Here is a 15709-nt window from a genome sequence, read left to right as displayed (position 1 = left end):
AAATGGCCGCCGGATCGGGCGGCCGATAGTTTCCCCGCAAACCACGACCACCAAGATGGTCACGTATCGAGGTTCAATTCCCATGGTTCGTAAACTCGTTTTCGCCGCGGCCGCTTTCGCCGCGCTCACCGCCGCGGCCCCGGCCTTCAGCACCGAGGTGGTCCGGATCGGCACCACCGCCGGTCCGTACGCCGAGATCCTGCGCTACGCCGGCGACCTCGCCGCCAAGCAGGGCATCGAGGTGAAGATCACCGAATTCACCGACTACACTGTGCCGAATGCGGCGCTGGCGCAGGACGATCTCGACATCAACAACTTCCAACACCAGCCCTATCTCGACAACCAGGTGGCGCAGCGCGGCTACGACATCGTCTCGATCGCCAAGAGCATCATCGTGCCGATCGGGATCTATTCGAACAAGGTCAAGACGCTGACCGACATCAAGGACGGCGCCCGCGCCGCGATCCCGAACGATCCTTCCAACGGCGCCCGTGCGCTGCAGCTGTTCGAGAAGGCCGGGCTGATCAAGCTGAAGCCGGGCATCGGCATCAAGGCGACGATCGCCGACATCGCCGAGAACCCCAAGCATCTGAAGATCGTCGAACTCGACGCCGCACAGCTGCCGCGCTCGCTGAACGACCTCGATTTCTCGGCGGTCAATCTCAACTACGCGCTGAGCGCCGGCCTCGATCCGAAGAGTGCGCTGCTGCTCGAGGGCGCCGACACCAACTGGAACCTGGTGTTCGCGGTCCGCGCCAAGAACAAGGACAACGCCACACTGAAGAAGTTCGTCGAGATCTATCGCTCACCAGAGGTGAAGGCCTTCACCGAAAAGCGCTTCAACGGCACCATTCTCACTACCTGGTGAGACCGGCTGCCGAGACGACGATCCACGCCATTTCTATCATCGACAACGCGACCGGCCGCCCTGCGGCCGGTCGTCGGCATTCAGGAACACTGCACATGACCACGACTTCCGACGAGCGGCCGTATTGGGACGCCAAGCTCGAAACCCAATCGCGCGCCGACTGGGACGCGCTGAAACTGTCGCTGCTGCAAAAGCACGTCGCCCATGCCTATGCGGGCTCGCCGGCCTATCGCGCCGCGTTCGACGCCGCGAAGGTTTCGCCGGGCCAAATCAAATCGCTCGACGATATCCGCCGCTTTCCGTTCATCGACAAGCGCACGCTGCGTGACCGCCAAATCGCAGTGCCGCCGTTCGGCGATCTCGTCGCAGTGCCGGAGCGTGACATCGTCTATATCTCCGCGTCGTCCGGCTCGACCGGCGTGCCGACCGCCTCGCCGTTCACGCAGTCCGACTTCGACGGCTGGATCGACTATGAGGCGCGCCAGTTCTGGTCGTCCGGAATGCGGCCGAGCGATCGCTACGTGCACTCGCTGAACTTCTCGCTGTTCATCGGCGGTCCGTGCGTGCTCGGCGCGCAGAAGCTCGGCGCGCTGACGATCCACGCTGGCACCATTCCGTCCGACCGGCTGCTGCAGATCCTTCGCCAGTTCCAGGCCACGGTGATCTGGACCACACCGTCTTACGCCTGGTACCTCGGCGAGACCGCGATCAAAGAAGGCTACGATCTCCGCAAGGATCTGGCTGTCCGCCGAATCTTTGTCGCTGGCGAGCCCGGCGGCTCGATCCCCGAGACCCGGGGCCGCATCGAGCAGCTGTGGGGTGCGTCGGTGTACGACTATTACGGCCTGTCCGACATCTTCGGCTCTTGCGCCGGGATGTGCGAGCAGAAGGAAGGGCTGCACTGGGCCGAAGACCACATCCTGGTCGAAGTGATTGATCCCGACAGCGGTGAGCCGGTGAAGCCGGGAGACCGCGGCGAAATGGTGCTGACCACGCTGCAGAAAACGGCGCGGCCGATGATCCGTTTCCGCACCGGCGACATCGTCAGCTTCAATCCGGAGCCGTGCCGCTGCGGCCGCACCGCGATCCGGCTCAACGGCGTGCATGGCCGGCGCGACGACATGCTGATCATCAAAGGCGTCAACCTGTTCCCCAGCGACGTCGAAGCCGTCGCGCGGCAGGATCATGAGCTGACCGGCGAATATCGGCTGGTAGTCGACCGGATCAATCACCTCGACCGCCTCACCGTCGAGGTTGAGCACATCCACGGCTACAACGGCGAGACTCAGACGCTCGCCGACCGGTTCGAACGCAAGCTCAAGGCCATCACCGGCGTCTCGGCCGCGGTCTCGGTGCTGAAGCCCGACACCCTGCCGCGGGCCACGCACAAGGCCAAGCGGGTCGAGGACCGGCGCAGCGGGGTGTGGAGCTGAGGAAAAGGACTGAGGACAGGCGGACGACTTAGGCCGGGCGGCGGAGCGTCAGCGTTCCGCCGCGCCTCTCCGCACCGTCATTGCGAGGGGCGAAGCCGACGAAGCAATCCAGCTCCGTACACGAGACTTTATGGATTGCTTCGCTGCGCTCGCAATGAGGGGGAGAGGACGTGATTAACCAGCGAAGCAGGCGCGCATGCCGACCCCTGCCGTCATCGCCCGCGAAAGCGGGCGACCCAGTATCCCAGTCCAGTAGCCCGCATGGAGCGAAGCGAAATGCGGGGCGGCGCCTGCCGTTAAGCACGGCGTTATTAAAGGACCCGGATTGCGCTGCGCTCCATCCGGGCTACGTTCTACGATCGAGGCGGCGTAGTTGTTTGGCCAGGTTGATTGAAGTTGAGGCGTTACCGCGAATACAACGTCATCCGCGGGCTTGACCCGCGGATCCATCGCGCGCGTAGCGCGCATCTTGCAAAGACTGATGGATCGCCGGGTCAAGCCCGGCGATGACGCATCTGTCAGGAGTAGCCGCAGAGCGCGGCGCGTCCTCACCACGCCGGGATATACGTGCCCTTGAAGCGGGTTTCGACGAACTGCTTGACCGGGTCGGAGTGATAGGCGTCGATCAGCTGCTTGACCCAGGGCTTGTCCTTATCCTCTTCGCGCACCGCGATGATATTGACCCAGGGGCCTTCGACGTTCTCACGGGCGAGCGCGTCCTTGGACGGATCGAGACCGGCCTGCACCGCGTAGTTGTTGTTGATCGAGACCAGATCGACGTCCTGCAACGAGCGCGGCAGCTGCGCGGCGTCGAGTTCGACGAATTTCAGCTTCTTCGGATTGTCGATGATGTCGGCGACCGTCGCGGTGGCGCCGACGCCCTCCTTCAGCTTGATCAAGCCATGCAGCGCCAGGATCTGCAGGCCGCGCGCGCCGTTGGACGGATCGTTGGCGATCGCCACGGTTGCGCCCTGCTTGAGATCGGCGAGCGTCTTGACCTTGACCGAGTACACGCCCTGCGGCGACGCGATGGTGTTGGCGACCTTGACGATCTTCCAGCCGGTCTTGGCGACCTGCGCCTTCAGATAGGGCTCGTGCTGAAACGAATTGGCCTCGAGTTCCTTCTGCGCCAGCGCTTGGTTCGGCACCACGTAGTCGGTGAACTCGACAGGCTTGATGTCGAGGCCGCGCTCGGCGGCGACCTTCTTGACCACGTCGATGATCTCGGCATGCGGGCCGGCGGTGACGCCGACACGGATGGTTTCGGCATGGGCAGCGCCGGCGAAAGCCAGCGCGATCAGGGAGACGGCAAGACGGCGCATTCGAATACTCCTGGTCTGAACAGCGAAAATCAGTGACGGCGGATGCGGCGCTTATCGAGCTTGCGCGCCAGCGTGTCGCCAAGTGTCTGCACGCCCTGCACCAGCGCGATCAGCACCAGCACCACGGTCAGCATCACCTCCGGCATGAAGCGCTGATAGCCGTAGCGAATGCCGAGGTCGCCGAGGCCGCCACCGCCGACGGCACCGACCATCGCCGAATAGCCGAGCAGGCTGACGATGGTGAGCGTCAACGCCATCGTCACCGCCGGCATCGCTTCGGGCAGCAGCACCTTGCGGACGATCTGCAGCGGGCTGGCGCCGAACGCACGCGCGGCTTCGATCAGGCCGTGATCGACCTCGCGGATCGCCGCTTCGATCACACGAGCGATGAATGGAATCGCAGCGATCGTCAGCGGCACGGTCGCCGCTGCGGTGCCGATCGAGGTGCCGGCGATCAGCCGGGTCAGCGGCACGATCGCCACCACCAGGATGATGAACGGCGTCGAGCGCGTCGCGTTGACGACGACGCCGATCAGGCGATTGGCGATCGGGGCGGCAAACAGCTCGCCGGCCTGAGAGGTGGCGAGGAAGATACCGAGCGGCAGACCGATCAGCGTGCCAAACAGCCCCGCCAAGCCGACCATATAGAGGGTGTCGAGCGTCGACGACGCAATCATGCGAATGAGTTCAGGCGACATAGCCGAGCTGCTCCACCAGATTGTTGCCCGCCGACAGTTGCGCGATCACCTGGCGCAGCACGTCGGGACCAGCGTCGAGCGACACGATCAGCGTGCCGAACGGATGGCCGGCGATCATCTCGACCTGACCCGAGAGAATGTTGAGATTGACGCCGAGATCGCGCGACACCCGCGACAGCAGCGGCTGGTTGGCGTCGCTGCCCTTGAAGGTGATGCGCAGCACCGCCTGGCCGCCCGGCGGCTGCTGCGGCTGCAGCTTTTCCAAGAGCCAGTCCGGCGCGCCGCTGCCGGTCACCGACGAGACAAACCGCCGCGTCACCTCATGGCGCGGGGTGGCGAACACATCGAAGGTTGCGCCGTCCTCGACGATGCGGCCGCCTTCGATCACCGCGACGCGGTCGGCCAGCGCTTTCACCACAGCCATCTCGTGGGTGATGAACAGGATGGTGAGATGCAGATCGCGATTGATCTGCTTCAACAACTCGAGGATCTGATCGGTGGTTTCCGGATCGAGCGCCGAGGTGGCTTCGTCCGACAGCAGCACCGAAGGTTCGGTCGCGAGTGCCCGGGCAATGCCGACGCGCTGCTTCTGACCGCCGGACAGCTCCGCCGGATAGCGATCACGCTTGTCGGCGAGCCCGACCATGTCCAAGAGCGGCAGCACGCGCTTTTCGATCTCGGCTTTGGGCGTGCCGGCGATCTCGAGCGGCAGCGCGACGTTGCCGAACGCGGTGCGCGACGACAGCAGATTGAAGTGCTGGAACACCATGCCGATCGAGCGCCGCGCGGTGCGCAGATCGCGTTCGGACAGCGCGGTGATTTCGACGCCGTTGACGACGACGCGACCGCTCGACGGCTTGTCGAGGCCGTTGATCAGCCGGATCAGCGTCGACTTGCCGGCACCGCTGCGGCCGATCACGCCGAGGATCGAGCCTTTCGGCACGGTCAGGCTGATGTCGTCGAGGGCGACCACTTCGGCGCTGCTCTTCCGCGCCGGGTACACCTTGCGGACACGGTCGATCAGAATACCGGTCGTCGGCTGCGACGATACAAAGGCGGGGCGCTCTCCCGCGGGCGGTTGCCAGGGAGCATTCATAATGGGCTCGTTCATCGATTCCAGGTGGCCGCCCGCGTGGCGGCGTTCCCTATCGACTACCGGCCGGCCTCCCGCATCGCAATGCCTGGAGAATAAAAACAACGCGTCGGTCGCGCTGACAGTAAATCGCGACCAAGATCTGACCCGAAAGCACCAAACGAGAGAAAATTCTTTCGCAGGCACGCGGCCTCAGATACCGCCACCGTCCTCGAAGGCGTCATACCGCGCCTTGGCCTGGGTGATGACGCTGTTCGGCGGCACGTCGCGCGTCAGCCAGACGCCGCCGCCAACCTGTGAGCCCTGCCCGATCGTCACCCGCCCGAGCACAGTGGCGCCGGCATAGATCACGACCTCGTCCTCGATGATCGGATGACGGTCGCCACCCTTGACGATGCGGCCGTGCTCATCGGTCTCGAACCGCTTGGCGCCGAGCGTCACGGCTTGATATAGGCGCACCCGCTTGCCGATCCGCGCAGTCTCTCCGATCACCACGCCGGTGCCGTGATCGATGAAGAAGCTCTCGCCGATGGTCGCGCCGGGATGGATGTCGATGCCGGTCTGCGCATGGGCGATCTCCGCGACGATCCGGGCCAGCATGGGCACGCCGAGCACGTAGAGCCGGTGTGCGATGCGATGCCGGATCATCGCGGCAACACCCGGATAGCAGAACACGACTTCGTCCAGGCTCTTCGCTGCCGGATCGCCATCGAACGCAGCGCGAATATCGCTGTCGAGCAGCGCCCGGATCCGCGGCAGATCGTGGGCGAACTCCGCCGCGATGGTCAGCGCCTGCTGTTCGATCTCGCCGGGCGTGGCGGCGCCGTCGAGATCGGCAAGGCGCAATTCGCGCCCGACCTCGCGGCGCAGCCGGCGCAGCGCCTGCTCGATGGTGTCGGCAACATAGATGTCGAGACTGTCTTCCGACAGCCCCGCCGGCCCGAAGTGACGCGGATAAAGCGCCGCCACCAAGGCATCGACGATGCCGGCCACCGCTTCGCGCGACGGCAATTCCGGCAGCGACCGGCTGCGATAGCGCCGCCGCTGAGAGATGGCGCGGAGCCCTGCGAGTTCGGCGACGATCTCGCCGAGGTCCCATGCTGGCTCAGTGACGACACGGGGCTCGGCGGATTGCGACATGCAGGCGGCTCCGGTGAGTTGGCCTTACAGCGTTCAGTGACAATCTCTCCCCGTCATTGCGAGCCGAAGGCGAAGCAATCCAGCTCAGTGCACGAAGCTGGATTGCTTCGTCGCTTCGCTCCTCGCAATGACGACATCCTCAGACGCGACATCTTCCCATCAGTTCCCGCGCACGCCCCGCCCGCTCTGCAGTCGGCGCAACGCGTCGACCAGTGCGTCGATGTCGTCATGGGTGTTATAGAGGGCGAGCGACGGCCGCACCGTGCTTTCCAGCCCGAACCGGCGCAGGATCGGCTGGGCGCAATGATGGCCGGCGCGCACTGCGATGCCTTCGCGATCGAGCGCCTTTCCGACATCCTCGCTGCGGCAGCCATCGAGCACGAACGACAGGATGCCGGCCTTCTCGCGCGCAGTGCCGATCAGCTTGAGGCCCGGCACCGTCAGCAGGTGCTCGGTGCCATAGGCAAGCAGCTCATGCTCGTGCGCCGCAATGTTGGCCATGCCAATGCGGGTCAAGTAATCGATCGCCGCGCCAAGACCGACCGCATCGGCGATATTGCCGGTGCCGGCTTCGAACCGATCCGGCGGCCCCTGGAAGATCGTCTTCTCGAAAGTGACGTCGGCGATCATGTTGCCGCCGCCCTGCCACGGTGGCATCGCTTCGAGGACATCGGCCTTGCCGTACAGCACGCCGATCCCGGTCGGCGCGAACATCTTGTGACCGGAGAAGGCGTAGAAGTCGACATCCAGCGCCTGGACGTCGACCGGCATGTGGCAGACGCCCTGAGCACCGTCGACCAGCACCTTGGCGCCGTGGCGATGCGCCAGCGCGGTCATCTCAGCGACCGGGGTGACCGTGCCGAGCGCGTTGGAGACTTGCGTGAACGCGACGATCTTGGTCTTCGGCCCGAGCAGCTTCTCGTATTCGTCGAGCAGGATCTGGCCGTGATCGTCGACTGGCGCAACGCGCAAGCGCGCGCCCTTCTCGGCCGCGAGCTGCTGCCACGGCACGATGTTGGCGTGGTGCTCGAGATGCGACACCACGATCTCGTCGCCTTCGCCGACATTGCGGCGGCTCCAGGCCTGCGCCACGAGGTTGATCGCCTCGGTGGCGCCGCGCACGAACACGATGTCCTTCACCGACGGCGCATTGATGAAGCCACGCACCTTGTCGCGGGCTGCCTCATAGGCATCGGTCGAACGCGCCGCCAGCGTGTGGGCGGCACGATGGATGTTGGAATTCTCGTGCGTGTAGAACTGCACCAGCCGATCAATCACGCATTGTGGCTTCTGCGTCGTGGCGCCGTTGTCGAGCCACACCAGCGGCCGACCGTTGACGGTCTCGCGCAGGATCGGGAAATCACGCTTGAAGACGTTGGCGTCGAACGGCCTTGCGCCGGACAGATCGAGCACGTGCACGTCGGGGCGATGCTGCGGAGCCAATCCGGTGAGGTCGAAGGTATCGACACGGGGCGGCGCTGCTGATGCCGGCGTCGCATGGGCCAGGGCCGGATTGTCCGCAAGAAAGTACAACGGCGCTGCCGTCGCCGCGGCGTCGGCACCGAATGGCCCCGCGCTCGGCAATGCAGTGCGCGGCACGAAGCTGCGGGATTCGTCGAGCCGGCCGGGTAGCGCGGCCAGATCAGTGTCACGCGCAAACACAGGCTGCACCGCTGGTGCAGACGGAGGCGGCGGCGCCACAGGCGGAGCCGCGAGCGGCACCTTCAGCTCCTGCGGCAACGAGCCAACCGCCGTGGTCGGCTCCGGCGCCAGATTAGGATCGAGCGCGAAGATCGGTGCCGACGGCCGCGCCGCGCCCACGGTGGGGATCGGCGAGGCCGCGCCGGGATTGTGGTTCGGCTTATAGGAGGGCGATAGCGCCGGCGTGCCGGGAATCGCGTTGTGCAGCGGCTCGGCGGCAAACAGTGGCGCCGAGCCGAGCGCGGCGCCGGGCTCCGGCACCGCCCCGGTCGGCAACGCCGAGAAAAACGCGTTGGCCAGCCGCGCGATCGAGGCGACATCCGGTGCACCGACCGCTGCGGCGGACGCCTGCTCCAGCGACGCCGGATGCGGCAGCGCTCCGCCTTGCGGCAGTGCCGCCGAGCCCGGATGCGGCAGGGTCGGCTCAGGCGTACTCATGATACGTACCGACCTCGACGTCATCGAGCACACCGAGCGCGTCCTCGGTCAGCACCGCCAGCGAGCAGTACAGCGAGATCAGATACGAGGCGATCGCCTTGCGGTTGATGCCCATGAACCGCACCGACAGGCTCGGCGCCACTTCGCCCGGCACGCCGGGCTGGAACAGACCGACCACGCCCTGCTTCTTCTCGCCGGTGCGCAGCAGAAGGATCTTGGTGCGGCCGGCTTCGTCGAACGGCACCTTGTCGGACGGCACCAGCGGCAGCCCGCGCCAGGTGAGGAACGGCGAACCGAACATATTGATGGTCGGCGGCGGCACGCCGCGGCGGGTGCACTCGCGACCGAACGCAGCGATCGCGCGCGGATGCGCCAGGAAGAATGCCGGCTCCTTCCAGACCTTGGTGATCAGCTCATCGAGATCGTCCGGGGTCGGGGGGCCCTTCCGGGTCGAAATCCGCTGCGACGGCGCGGTGTTGGCGAGCAGGCCATATTCGGCGTTGTTGATCAGTTCGCCTTCCTGCCGCTCCTTGACCTTCTCGATCAGCAGCCGCAGCTGCTCCTGGATCTGATCGAACGGATGGCTGTAGAGGTCGGACACGCGGGTCTGCACGTCCAGCACGGTCGTCACTGCGTTGAGGAAGTACTCGCGCGGATGCTCCTCGTAGTCGACGAAGGTCTCCGGCAGATCCGGATCGCGGTCGCGCCGCGGGCTGCATTCGACATCGAACGAGGCAGATGCGGTCGCGCCGCGCGTTTCCTTGACGCGATTGAGACGGAAGATACCAGCCTCGACCGGCGTCCATTGCAACAGCGGCACCAGCCAGCGCGGGGAGATGCCGCCCCATTGCGCGCGGGTCTTGGTCGCGTTGGCGAGTTGGCGCGCAGCGCCTTCAGCGAGCGTCCTGCGGACTTCGGTATCTTCAGTCATGAATCACTACCCTCGGCGCCGCGGCACCCAAGTGCCGGCGCGTCGCTCAAATGGACCACCTTCGCGGAATAGGAGAAGATTTGAGTTGTGTCCATGTCAGCGATCTGTCGCCAAACACACAACTAATAGAATAGATTTCTACTAACAGATGCACTCAACTCATTGCTGTCGATTCAACCCGGACGATTAGCAGTGCATTTTCTCGAAGGCGCTCGCAGAAGAATGAGTTCCTTCGCGCCACGAGAATAATTCTTTAGATGGATGTGGAATTGTGTCCCGACGGCCACTGCAGGGCCGGCAGCAGGCGACGGACAGGTGTCACGGCACCAGGGAGGCTCGATGCAGCGCCCGGCGCGCGCGCCAGCCCCGTGGCGGATGCCGAAACGGCACCCTTGCGCCCGGATACCCTGCAGGGGTATGATCACCAAAATCGAGACCGTCGCGCCTTCTATAAGCGTCGGTCTTGAAATTGACGCGTGACAAGTCTTACCTCTGGCATCGTGCTATCGGATCGCCGATAGCCCTTGGCGAGCTGAAAGCGGGATGCGACTGTTCCGGACGATCTTGGCGCTGATGATGGCGTTGTCGCTGGCGGCTTTGCCGGTCGGCTCGGCGTCGGCCGTCATGCTGCCTACCGGACCGGCGGAAGCCGCGCAGCACGTCCAGCACCACGAGCATCACGCTGGCACCCACGTCACCGCCGCCGTCGAATCTTGCCACGGCGCCACCGCCGATGCGGCGCCAGTAACGCCCTCCCTGCCGAAACATCCGGCTAAGTGCCCGCTCGGGTTCTGCTGCGTCGGCGCCTCGGTCGGCTTCTCGCCGGTTGCTACGGTGCCGGTGAAGTTCATCGCCCAACGCGCCAGTCCAGTGTCCCCCCCGGCCGACCTGTTCGTGCCGGACCACGCCGGCAGCCCGCCGTTCCGGCCTCCTCGCGTCTGATCTCTCGCTGACCGCCGCGCGAGCGTTTCGCCCGCGCCGATAAATGCTGCGCGCCGTTCGGCCGCGGCACGAGATCAGACACGTTTGGAGATCATGATGACTGCGAAATTCAGCACCGCAGCGGCCTGCGCCGCCGCGCTCGCCCTGTTTGCGACCGCCGCGATGGCAGGCGCAGGTGACTACGCCTTCGAGCCCAAGACGCCCGAGATGAAGAAGGGCGACGACGTCACCGTCGCGATTCGCCTCACCCACAAGACCACCGGCAAGCCGGTGGAAGGCGCGGTGATCTTCAAGACCCGCGTCGACATGGCGCCGGACAACATGGCCGACATGGTGTCGCCGGTGACAGCGCTGCCGTCGCCGGAGCCCGGCGTGTACGCCTTCAAGACCGACCTGCCGATGGCCGGCCGCTACCAGATCACGCTGTCGGCGAAGGTCCAGGGCGAGCCCGAGACCGTCACCGGCAAGGTGATCGTCAAGGCATTCAAATAGGCCAGCGCGGCGCCGCAGCCGCGGCGCCGCCGTCCTTCCAATCTCCCGAATTCGGATGCGCCCTGGCGGCGCGCGACGGTGCACGTCATGACCAAGCTGCGCTCACCCTCCCTGCTGTTTCTGATCGGACTCTGTTTCGCTGCGCCCGCTGCGGCCGACGAGCGATCGCCGCTGTACTACCGCGATCCATCCGGCGCGCCGCGCTGGTCGGCCGTGCCGAAGGCCGATGCGCAAGGCCGCGCTTATCTGCCGGTGTATGAGGCCGACGAGCCCTCTGCGCAGCCGGCGCCGAAGCCCGCGCCCGATCCCACCCGCAAGATCCTGTACTACCGCAATCCAATGGGGCTGCCCGACATCTCCAAGGTGCCGAAGAAGGACTCGATGGGGATGGACTACGTCCCCGTCTATGAGGGCGAGGACAGTGCGGACGGCACGGTGAAGCTATCGCCCGGCAAGATCCAGCGCAGCGGCGTCAAATCCGAGCCAGCCGAACGCCGCGCCCTGCATGTGATGGTGAAGGCCCCTGGCGTGATCCAGCTCGACGAGCGCCGCGTCTCGGTGATCGCGATGCGCAGCGAGAGCTTCGTCGAGAAGATCGCCGACGTCACCACCGGCAGCTTCGTCAAGGCCGGGCAGCCGCTGATGCAGATCTACAGCTCGGCGATCGCGTCGGCCGCCGCCGAATATCTGTCGACCATCAACTCGAAGACCACCAGCACGATCGAAGCGTTCGGCCGCGGCTCGCGGCAGCGGCTGGTCAATCTCGACGTACCCGACGAGACTATCGCCGAATTGGAACGGACGCGGACCGCGCCGGTGACGGTGCAATGGCGCGCGCCACGCGACGGCATCGTGCTGGAGCGCAACGCAATCGACGGCATGCGCGCCAATGTCGGCGACGTGCTGTTTCGAATCGCCGACATCTCAACGGTGTGGGCGCTGGTCGACGTCGCCGAACGCGATCTCGGCTCTCTCGCTGTCGGCCAGAAGGTGACGATCCGGGCGCGCGCCTTCCCGGATCGCGCACTGTCCGGAACGATTGCGGTGATCTATCCGCAGGTCAATCGCGACACCCGCACCACGCGGCTGCGCGTCGAACTCGCCAATCCGGATCTGAAGCTGCTGCCGGACATGTATGTCGATGCCGAGATCGACATCGCCGGCGACGCACCGGCGCTGACGATCCCCACCTCCGCTGTGCTCGATAGTGGCAGCAGCCGCATCGTGCTGGTGGACAAGGGCGACGGCCGGTTCGAGCCGCGGACGGTGACGCTCGGACGTCGCGGCGACGGCGTCCTCGAGATCAAACACGGCATCGACGAAGGCGAGGCGGTGGTCACCTCCGCCAACTTCCTGATCGACGCCGAGAGCAATCTGAAGGCCGCGCTAAAGGGCTTTGCCGACGGAGCGAACGCCCCCACCACCGAGCCGCAAGCATCGTCTCACAATCACGCACACGACCACGCCGGAGCCCAGCCATGATTGCCCGGATCATCGCTTGGTCGGCGCGCAACCTGCTGCTGGTGCTGTTCGGCACCGGCTTCGCAGCGGCTGCGGGCCTCTACGCCCTGCTGCATCTGCCGCTCGACGCCATTCCGGATCTCTCCGACACCCAGGTCGTCGTCTACACCGAATATCCCGGGCAGGCGCCGCAGGTGATCGAGGATCAGGTCACCTATCCGCTGACCACCGCGATGTTGACGGTGCCGAAGTCGAAAGTGGTGCGCGGCTTCTCGTTCTTCGGCGTGTCGTTCGTCTACGTGATCTTCGAGGATGGAACCGACATCTACTGGGCGCGGTCGAGGGTGCTGGAATTCCTCAACGGCGCCGCCTCGCGCCTGCCGGCAGGCGTCGCGCCGAGCATCGGCCCGGACGCCACCGGTGTCGGCTGGGTCTATCAATACGCGGTGATGTCGAAACAGCTGAACCTTGCTGACACCCGCACCATCCAGGACTGGAATCTGCGGTTTGCGCTGGCCAAGGCCGAAGGCGTCGCCGAGGTCGCCAGCATCGGCGGCTTCGTCAAGCAGTACAACGTGGTGCTCGATCCGCAGCGGATGCGTGACCGCGGCATCACTATGGCGCGGATGCGCGAGGCGATCCGTGCGTCGAATGCCGATGTCGGTGGCCGCACCGTCGAGCTGTCGGAGTTCGAATACGTCATCCGCGGCAAAGGCTACATCAAGGACATCAACGACCTCGGCAACATCGTGCTGAGGGCTAGCGGCGGCACACCAGTGCTGCTGAAGGACGTCGCGCGGGTCGAACTCGGCCCCGATGAGCGCCGCGGCATCGCGGAGCTCAACGGCGAAGGCGAAGTCGCCAGCGGTATCGTGCTGCAGCGCTTCGGCGTCAACGCGCTCGATGTGATCGAGCACGTCAAGAAACGCTTCCAGGAGATCGCCAGCAGCCTGCCGAAATCTGTCGAGATCGTGCCGGTGTATGACCGTTCGACGCTGATCTACAGCGCGATCGACACGCTGAAGCACACGCTGCTCGAAGAGAGCCTGGTGGTCGCCGCGGTGTGCATCATCTTCCTCCTGCACGTCCGCAGCGCGCTGGTGGCGATCCTGATGCTCCCGATCGGCGTGCTGATGGCTTTCGCCGCAATGAAGCTGCTCGGCCTCGGCTCCAACATCATGAGCCTCGGCGGCATCGCGATCGCCATCGGCGCCATGGTCGACGCCGCGATCGTGATGATCGAGAACGCCCATAAGCACCTTGAGCGCGCCGAACCGGGCAAGTCACGCGTCGCGATCCTGATCGAGGCCGCCTCCGAGGTCGGACCGGCGCTGTTCTTCAGTCTCTTGATCATCACCGTGTCGTTCCTGCCGATCTTCACGCTGGAATCACAAGAGGGCCGGCTGTTCGGACCGCTCGCCTTCACCAAGACATTCGCGATGGCGGCGGCCGCGCTGCTGTCGGTGACGCTGGTGCCGGCCCTGATGGTGATCTTCGTCCGCGGCAAGATCGTTCCGGAGCATCGCAACATCATCAACCGGGCGCTGATCTGGATCTATCGTCCGGTGATCCGCGGCGTGCTGCGCGCCAAGACGCTGGTGATCGTGCTGGCTTTGGTGGTGCTCGGCGTCTCGATTTGGCCGGCGCGCCAACTCGGCACCGAGTTCATGCCCGCGCTCGACGAAGGCACGCTGCTCTACATGCCGACCACCCTGCCCGGCCTGTCGATCACCAAGGCGGCCGAGCTGCTGCAGATGCAGGATCGCATCATCCGCGGCTTCCCCGAGGTCGCCTCGGTGTACGGCAAGGCCGGCCGCGCTTCGACTGCGACCGATCCGGCGCCGACCGAAATGTTCGAGACGGTGATCAACCTCAAGCCGAAAGCAGAATGGCGACCAGGCCTGACCACCGACGGGCTGATTGCCGAGATGGACAAGGCGCTGCAATTCCCCGGCGTCTCCAATGCCTGGACAATGCCGATCAAGGCGCGGATCGACATGCTGTCGACCGGCATCCGCACGCCGGTGGGCGTCAAGGTGATCGGCACCGATCTGGTCGAGATCGACCGCCTCGCCAAACAGGTCGAGCAGGTGCTGAAGACCGTCCCCGGCACCTCCTCGGCCTATGCCGAACGCACCATCGGCGGCTATTATCTGGAGATTGTTCCGGATCGAACGGCGCTGGCACGCTACGGCCTCGCGATCCAGGACGTGCAGGACACCATTGCCACTGCGCTCGGCGGCCAAACCGTGACCACGACGGTGGAAGGCCGCCAGCGCTTCACCGTCAACATGCGCTATCCACGCGAGCTGCGTGACGATCCGCAAGGAATCGCCCGGGACGTGCTGGTGCCGCTGCCGGCCGGCGGCGCCGTGCCGCTCGGCGAGGTGGCGACGGTGCAGCCGGCGCGCGGCCCAACCTCGATCCGCACCGAGAACGGCCAGCTCGCGACCTACATCTATGTCGATATCCGCGACCGCGACCTCGGCGGCTACGTCGCCGACGCCAAGCAGGCGGTGCAGGCCGGCGTGAGCTTCCCGGCCGGCACCTATGTGACCTGGAGCGGGCAGTACGAGTACCTCGAACGCGCCACCGCGCGGCTGAAGATCGTGGTGCCGCTGACGCTCGCGATCATCTTCCTGCTGCTCTACCTCAACTTCCGATCGCTGACCGAAACGCTGATCGTGATGCTGTCGCTGCCGTTCGCGCTGGTCGGCGGGCTGTGGCTGATGTGGGCGCTCGGCTTCAATCTGTCGGTCGCAGTCGCAGTCGGCTTCATCGCGCTGGCGGGCGTCGCAGCCGAGACCGGCGTGGTGATGCTGATCTATCTCGACCACGCCCTGGCCGCCGCCAAAGCGCGATGCGCCGCTGAAGGCCGGCGATTAACGCCGCGCGATCTACAGGAGGCGATCATGGAAGGCGCGGTCGAGCGCGTCCGGCCGAAGATGATGACCGTGGTGGCGATCATGGCGGGCCTGCTGCCGATCCTGTGGAGCAGCGGCACCGGCTCCGAAATCATGCAGCGGATCGCGGTGCCGATGATCGGAGGCATGGTGTCGTCGACACTGCTGACGCTGATCGTCATCCCGGCGATCTACGGCCTGATCGAAGGCTTTAAGCAGAAGCGCGCGGCTCGCCGCTGCGATGCGGGGGCAGCGCTGGCGCCGGGAGCGTAGTCGCTCCCGGCAGT

12 protein-coding genes are annotated in these 15709 nt (G+C 65.5%); 6 read left to right on the top strand and 6 right to left on the bottom strand.

What is annotated here, in order from left to right:
• Positions 1-82 precede the first annotated feature (82 nt).
• A complete protein-coding gene (locus RPPS3_RS07150) occupies positions 83-868 on the top strand; it encodes a MetQ/NlpA family ABC transporter substrate-binding protein (RefSeq protein WP_107343468.1) in 786 nt (261 codons plus the stop codon).
• 95 nt (positions 869-963) lie between these two features.
• Positions 964-2301: a phenylacetate--CoA ligase family protein gene (locus tag RPPS3_RS07145; RefSeq protein WP_107343467.1), complete on the top strand. Its 1338-nt coding sequence runs from the start codon at positions 964-966 to the stop codon at positions 2299-2301.
• A 548-nt stretch (positions 2302-2849) separates the two neighbouring features.
• Here RPPS3_RS07145 and RPPS3_RS07140 read toward each other — a convergent pair.
• The 6 genes from RPPS3_RS07140 to RPPS3_RS07115 form a co-directional block, all read right to left on the bottom strand.
• Complete coding sequence (locus tag RPPS3_RS07140; RefSeq protein ID WP_107343466.1) at positions 2850-3623, bottom strand: MetQ/NlpA family ABC transporter substrate-binding protein; 774 nt, start codon at positions 3621-3623, stop codon at positions 2850-2852.
• A gap of 29 nt (positions 3624-3652) precedes the next feature.
• Positions 3653-4321: a methionine ABC transporter permease gene (locus RPPS3_RS07135; protein ID WP_107343465.1), complete on the bottom strand. Its 669-nt coding sequence runs from the start codon at positions 4319-4321 to the stop codon at positions 3653-3655.
• Positions 4311-5417 carry a methionine ABC transporter ATP-binding protein gene (locus RPPS3_RS07130; protein WP_107343464.1) on the bottom strand — a complete coding sequence of 369 codons (1107 nt, stop codon included), beginning with the start codon at positions 5415-5417 and terminating at the stop codon, positions 4311-4313. The genes RPPS3_RS07135 and RPPS3_RS07130 overlap by 11 nt, the downstream gene beginning before the upstream one ends.
• 189 nt (positions 5418-5606) lie before the next feature.
• Positions 5607-6554: a serine O-acetyltransferase EpsC gene (gene epsC, locus RPPS3_RS07125; RefSeq protein ID WP_107343463.1), complete on the bottom strand. Its 948-nt coding sequence runs from the start codon at positions 6552-6554 to the stop codon at positions 5607-5609.
• Positions 6555-6713: 159 nt separating this feature from the next.
• Complete coding sequence (locus RPPS3_RS07120) at positions 6714-8693, bottom strand: family 2A encapsulin nanocompartment cargo protein cysteine desulfurase (protein ID WP_107343462.1); 1980 nt, start codon at positions 8691-8693, stop codon at positions 6714-6716.
• Positions 8680-9624, bottom strand: a complete 945-nt coding sequence (locus RPPS3_RS07115) for a family 2A encapsulin nanocompartment shell protein (protein WP_013503751.1) — start codon at positions 9622-9624, stop codon at positions 8680-8682. The genes RPPS3_RS07120 and RPPS3_RS07115 overlap by 14 nt, the downstream gene beginning before the upstream one ends.
• A gap of 543 nt (positions 9625-10167) precedes the next feature.
• Here RPPS3_RS07115 and RPPS3_RS07110 point away from each other — a divergent pair.
• The 4 genes from RPPS3_RS07110 (at position 10168) to RPPS3_RS07095 (ending at position 15695) form a co-directional block, all read left to right on the top strand.
• The gene (locus tag RPPS3_RS07110) at positions 10168-10566 is read left to right on the top strand and encodes a hypothetical protein (RefSeq protein WP_107343461.1); all 399 of its coding nucleotides are present in this window, start codon (positions 10168-10170) and stop codon (positions 10564-10566) included.
• A gap of 96 nt (positions 10567-10662) precedes the next feature.
• Positions 10663-11058 carry a FixH family protein gene (locus RPPS3_RS07105; RefSeq protein ID WP_107346478.1) on the top strand — a complete coding sequence of 132 codons (396 nt, stop codon included), beginning with the start codon at positions 10663-10665 and terminating at the stop codon, positions 11056-11058.
• An 87-nt stretch (positions 11059-11145) separates the two neighbouring features.
• Complete coding sequence (locus RPPS3_RS07100; protein WP_107343460.1) at positions 11146-12540, top strand: efflux RND transporter periplasmic adaptor subunit; 1395 nt, start codon at positions 11146-11148, stop codon at positions 12538-12540.
• The gene (locus RPPS3_RS07095; protein WP_107343459.1) at positions 12537-15695 is read left to right on the top strand and encodes an efflux RND transporter permease subunit; all 3159 of its coding nucleotides are present in this window, start codon (positions 12537-12539) and stop codon (positions 15693-15695) included. The genes RPPS3_RS07100 and RPPS3_RS07095 overlap by 4 nt, the downstream gene beginning before the upstream one ends.
• Positions 15696-15709: the final 14 nt, after the last annotated feature.

The sequence above is a fragment of the Rhodopseudomonas palustris genome, assembly GCF_003031265.1.
Classification (GTDB): domain Bacteria; phylum Pseudomonadota; class Alphaproteobacteria; order Rhizobiales; family Xanthobacteraceae; genus Rhodopseudomonas; species Rhodopseudomonas palustris_H.
The sequence above is the reverse complement of the archived record's forward strand: the minus strand, read 5'-3'. Positions and strand labels throughout refer to the sequence as shown.

Excerpts from the sequence above, each read along its gene's own strand:
- RPPS3_RS07150 (WP_107343468.1), top strand. The coding sequence starts at position 83 with ATGGTTCGTAAACTCGTTTTCGCCGCGGCCGCTTTCGCCGCGCTCACC.
- RPPS3_RS07145 (WP_107343467.1), top strand. The coding sequence starts at position 964 with ATGACCACGACTTCCGACGAGCGGCCGTATTGGGACGCCAAGCTCGAA.
- RPPS3_RS07140 (WP_107343466.1), bottom strand. The coding sequence starts at position 3,623 with ATGCGCCGTCTTGCCGTCTCCCTGATCGCGCTGGCTTTCGCCGGCGCT.
- RPPS3_RS07135 (WP_107343465.1), bottom strand. The coding sequence starts at position 4,321 with ATGTCGCCTGAACTCATTCGCATGATTGCGTCGTCGACGCTCGACACC.
- RPPS3_RS07130 (WP_107343464.1), bottom strand. The coding sequence starts at position 5,417 with ATGAATGCTCCCTGGCAACCGCCCGCGGGAGAGCGCCCCGCCTTTGTA.
- epsC (WP_107343463.1), bottom strand. The coding sequence starts at position 6,554 with ATGTCGCAATCCGCCGAGCCCCGTGTCGTCACTGAGCCAGCATGGGAC.
- RPPS3_RS07120 (WP_107343462.1), bottom strand. The coding sequence starts at position 8,693 with ATGAGTACGCCTGAGCCGACCCTGCCGCATCCGGGCTCGGCGGCACTG.
- RPPS3_RS07115 (WP_013503751.1), bottom strand. The coding sequence starts at position 9,624 with ATGACTGAAGATACCGAAGTCCGCAGGACGCTCGCTGAAGGCGCTGCG.
- RPPS3_RS07110 (WP_107343461.1), top strand. The coding sequence starts at position 10,168 with ATGCGACTGTTCCGGACGATCTTGGCGCTGATGATGGCGTTGTCGCTG.
- RPPS3_RS07105 (WP_107346478.1), top strand. The coding sequence starts at position 10,663 with ATGACTGCGAAATTCAGCACCGCAGCGGCCTGCGCCGCCGCGCTCGCC.
- RPPS3_RS07100 (WP_107343460.1), top strand. The coding sequence starts at position 11,146 with ATGACCAAGCTGCGCTCACCCTCCCTGCTGTTTCTGATCGGACTCTGT.
- RPPS3_RS07095 (WP_107343459.1), top strand. The coding sequence starts at position 12,537 with ATGATTGCCCGGATCATCGCTTGGTCGGCGCGCAACCTGCTGCTGGTG.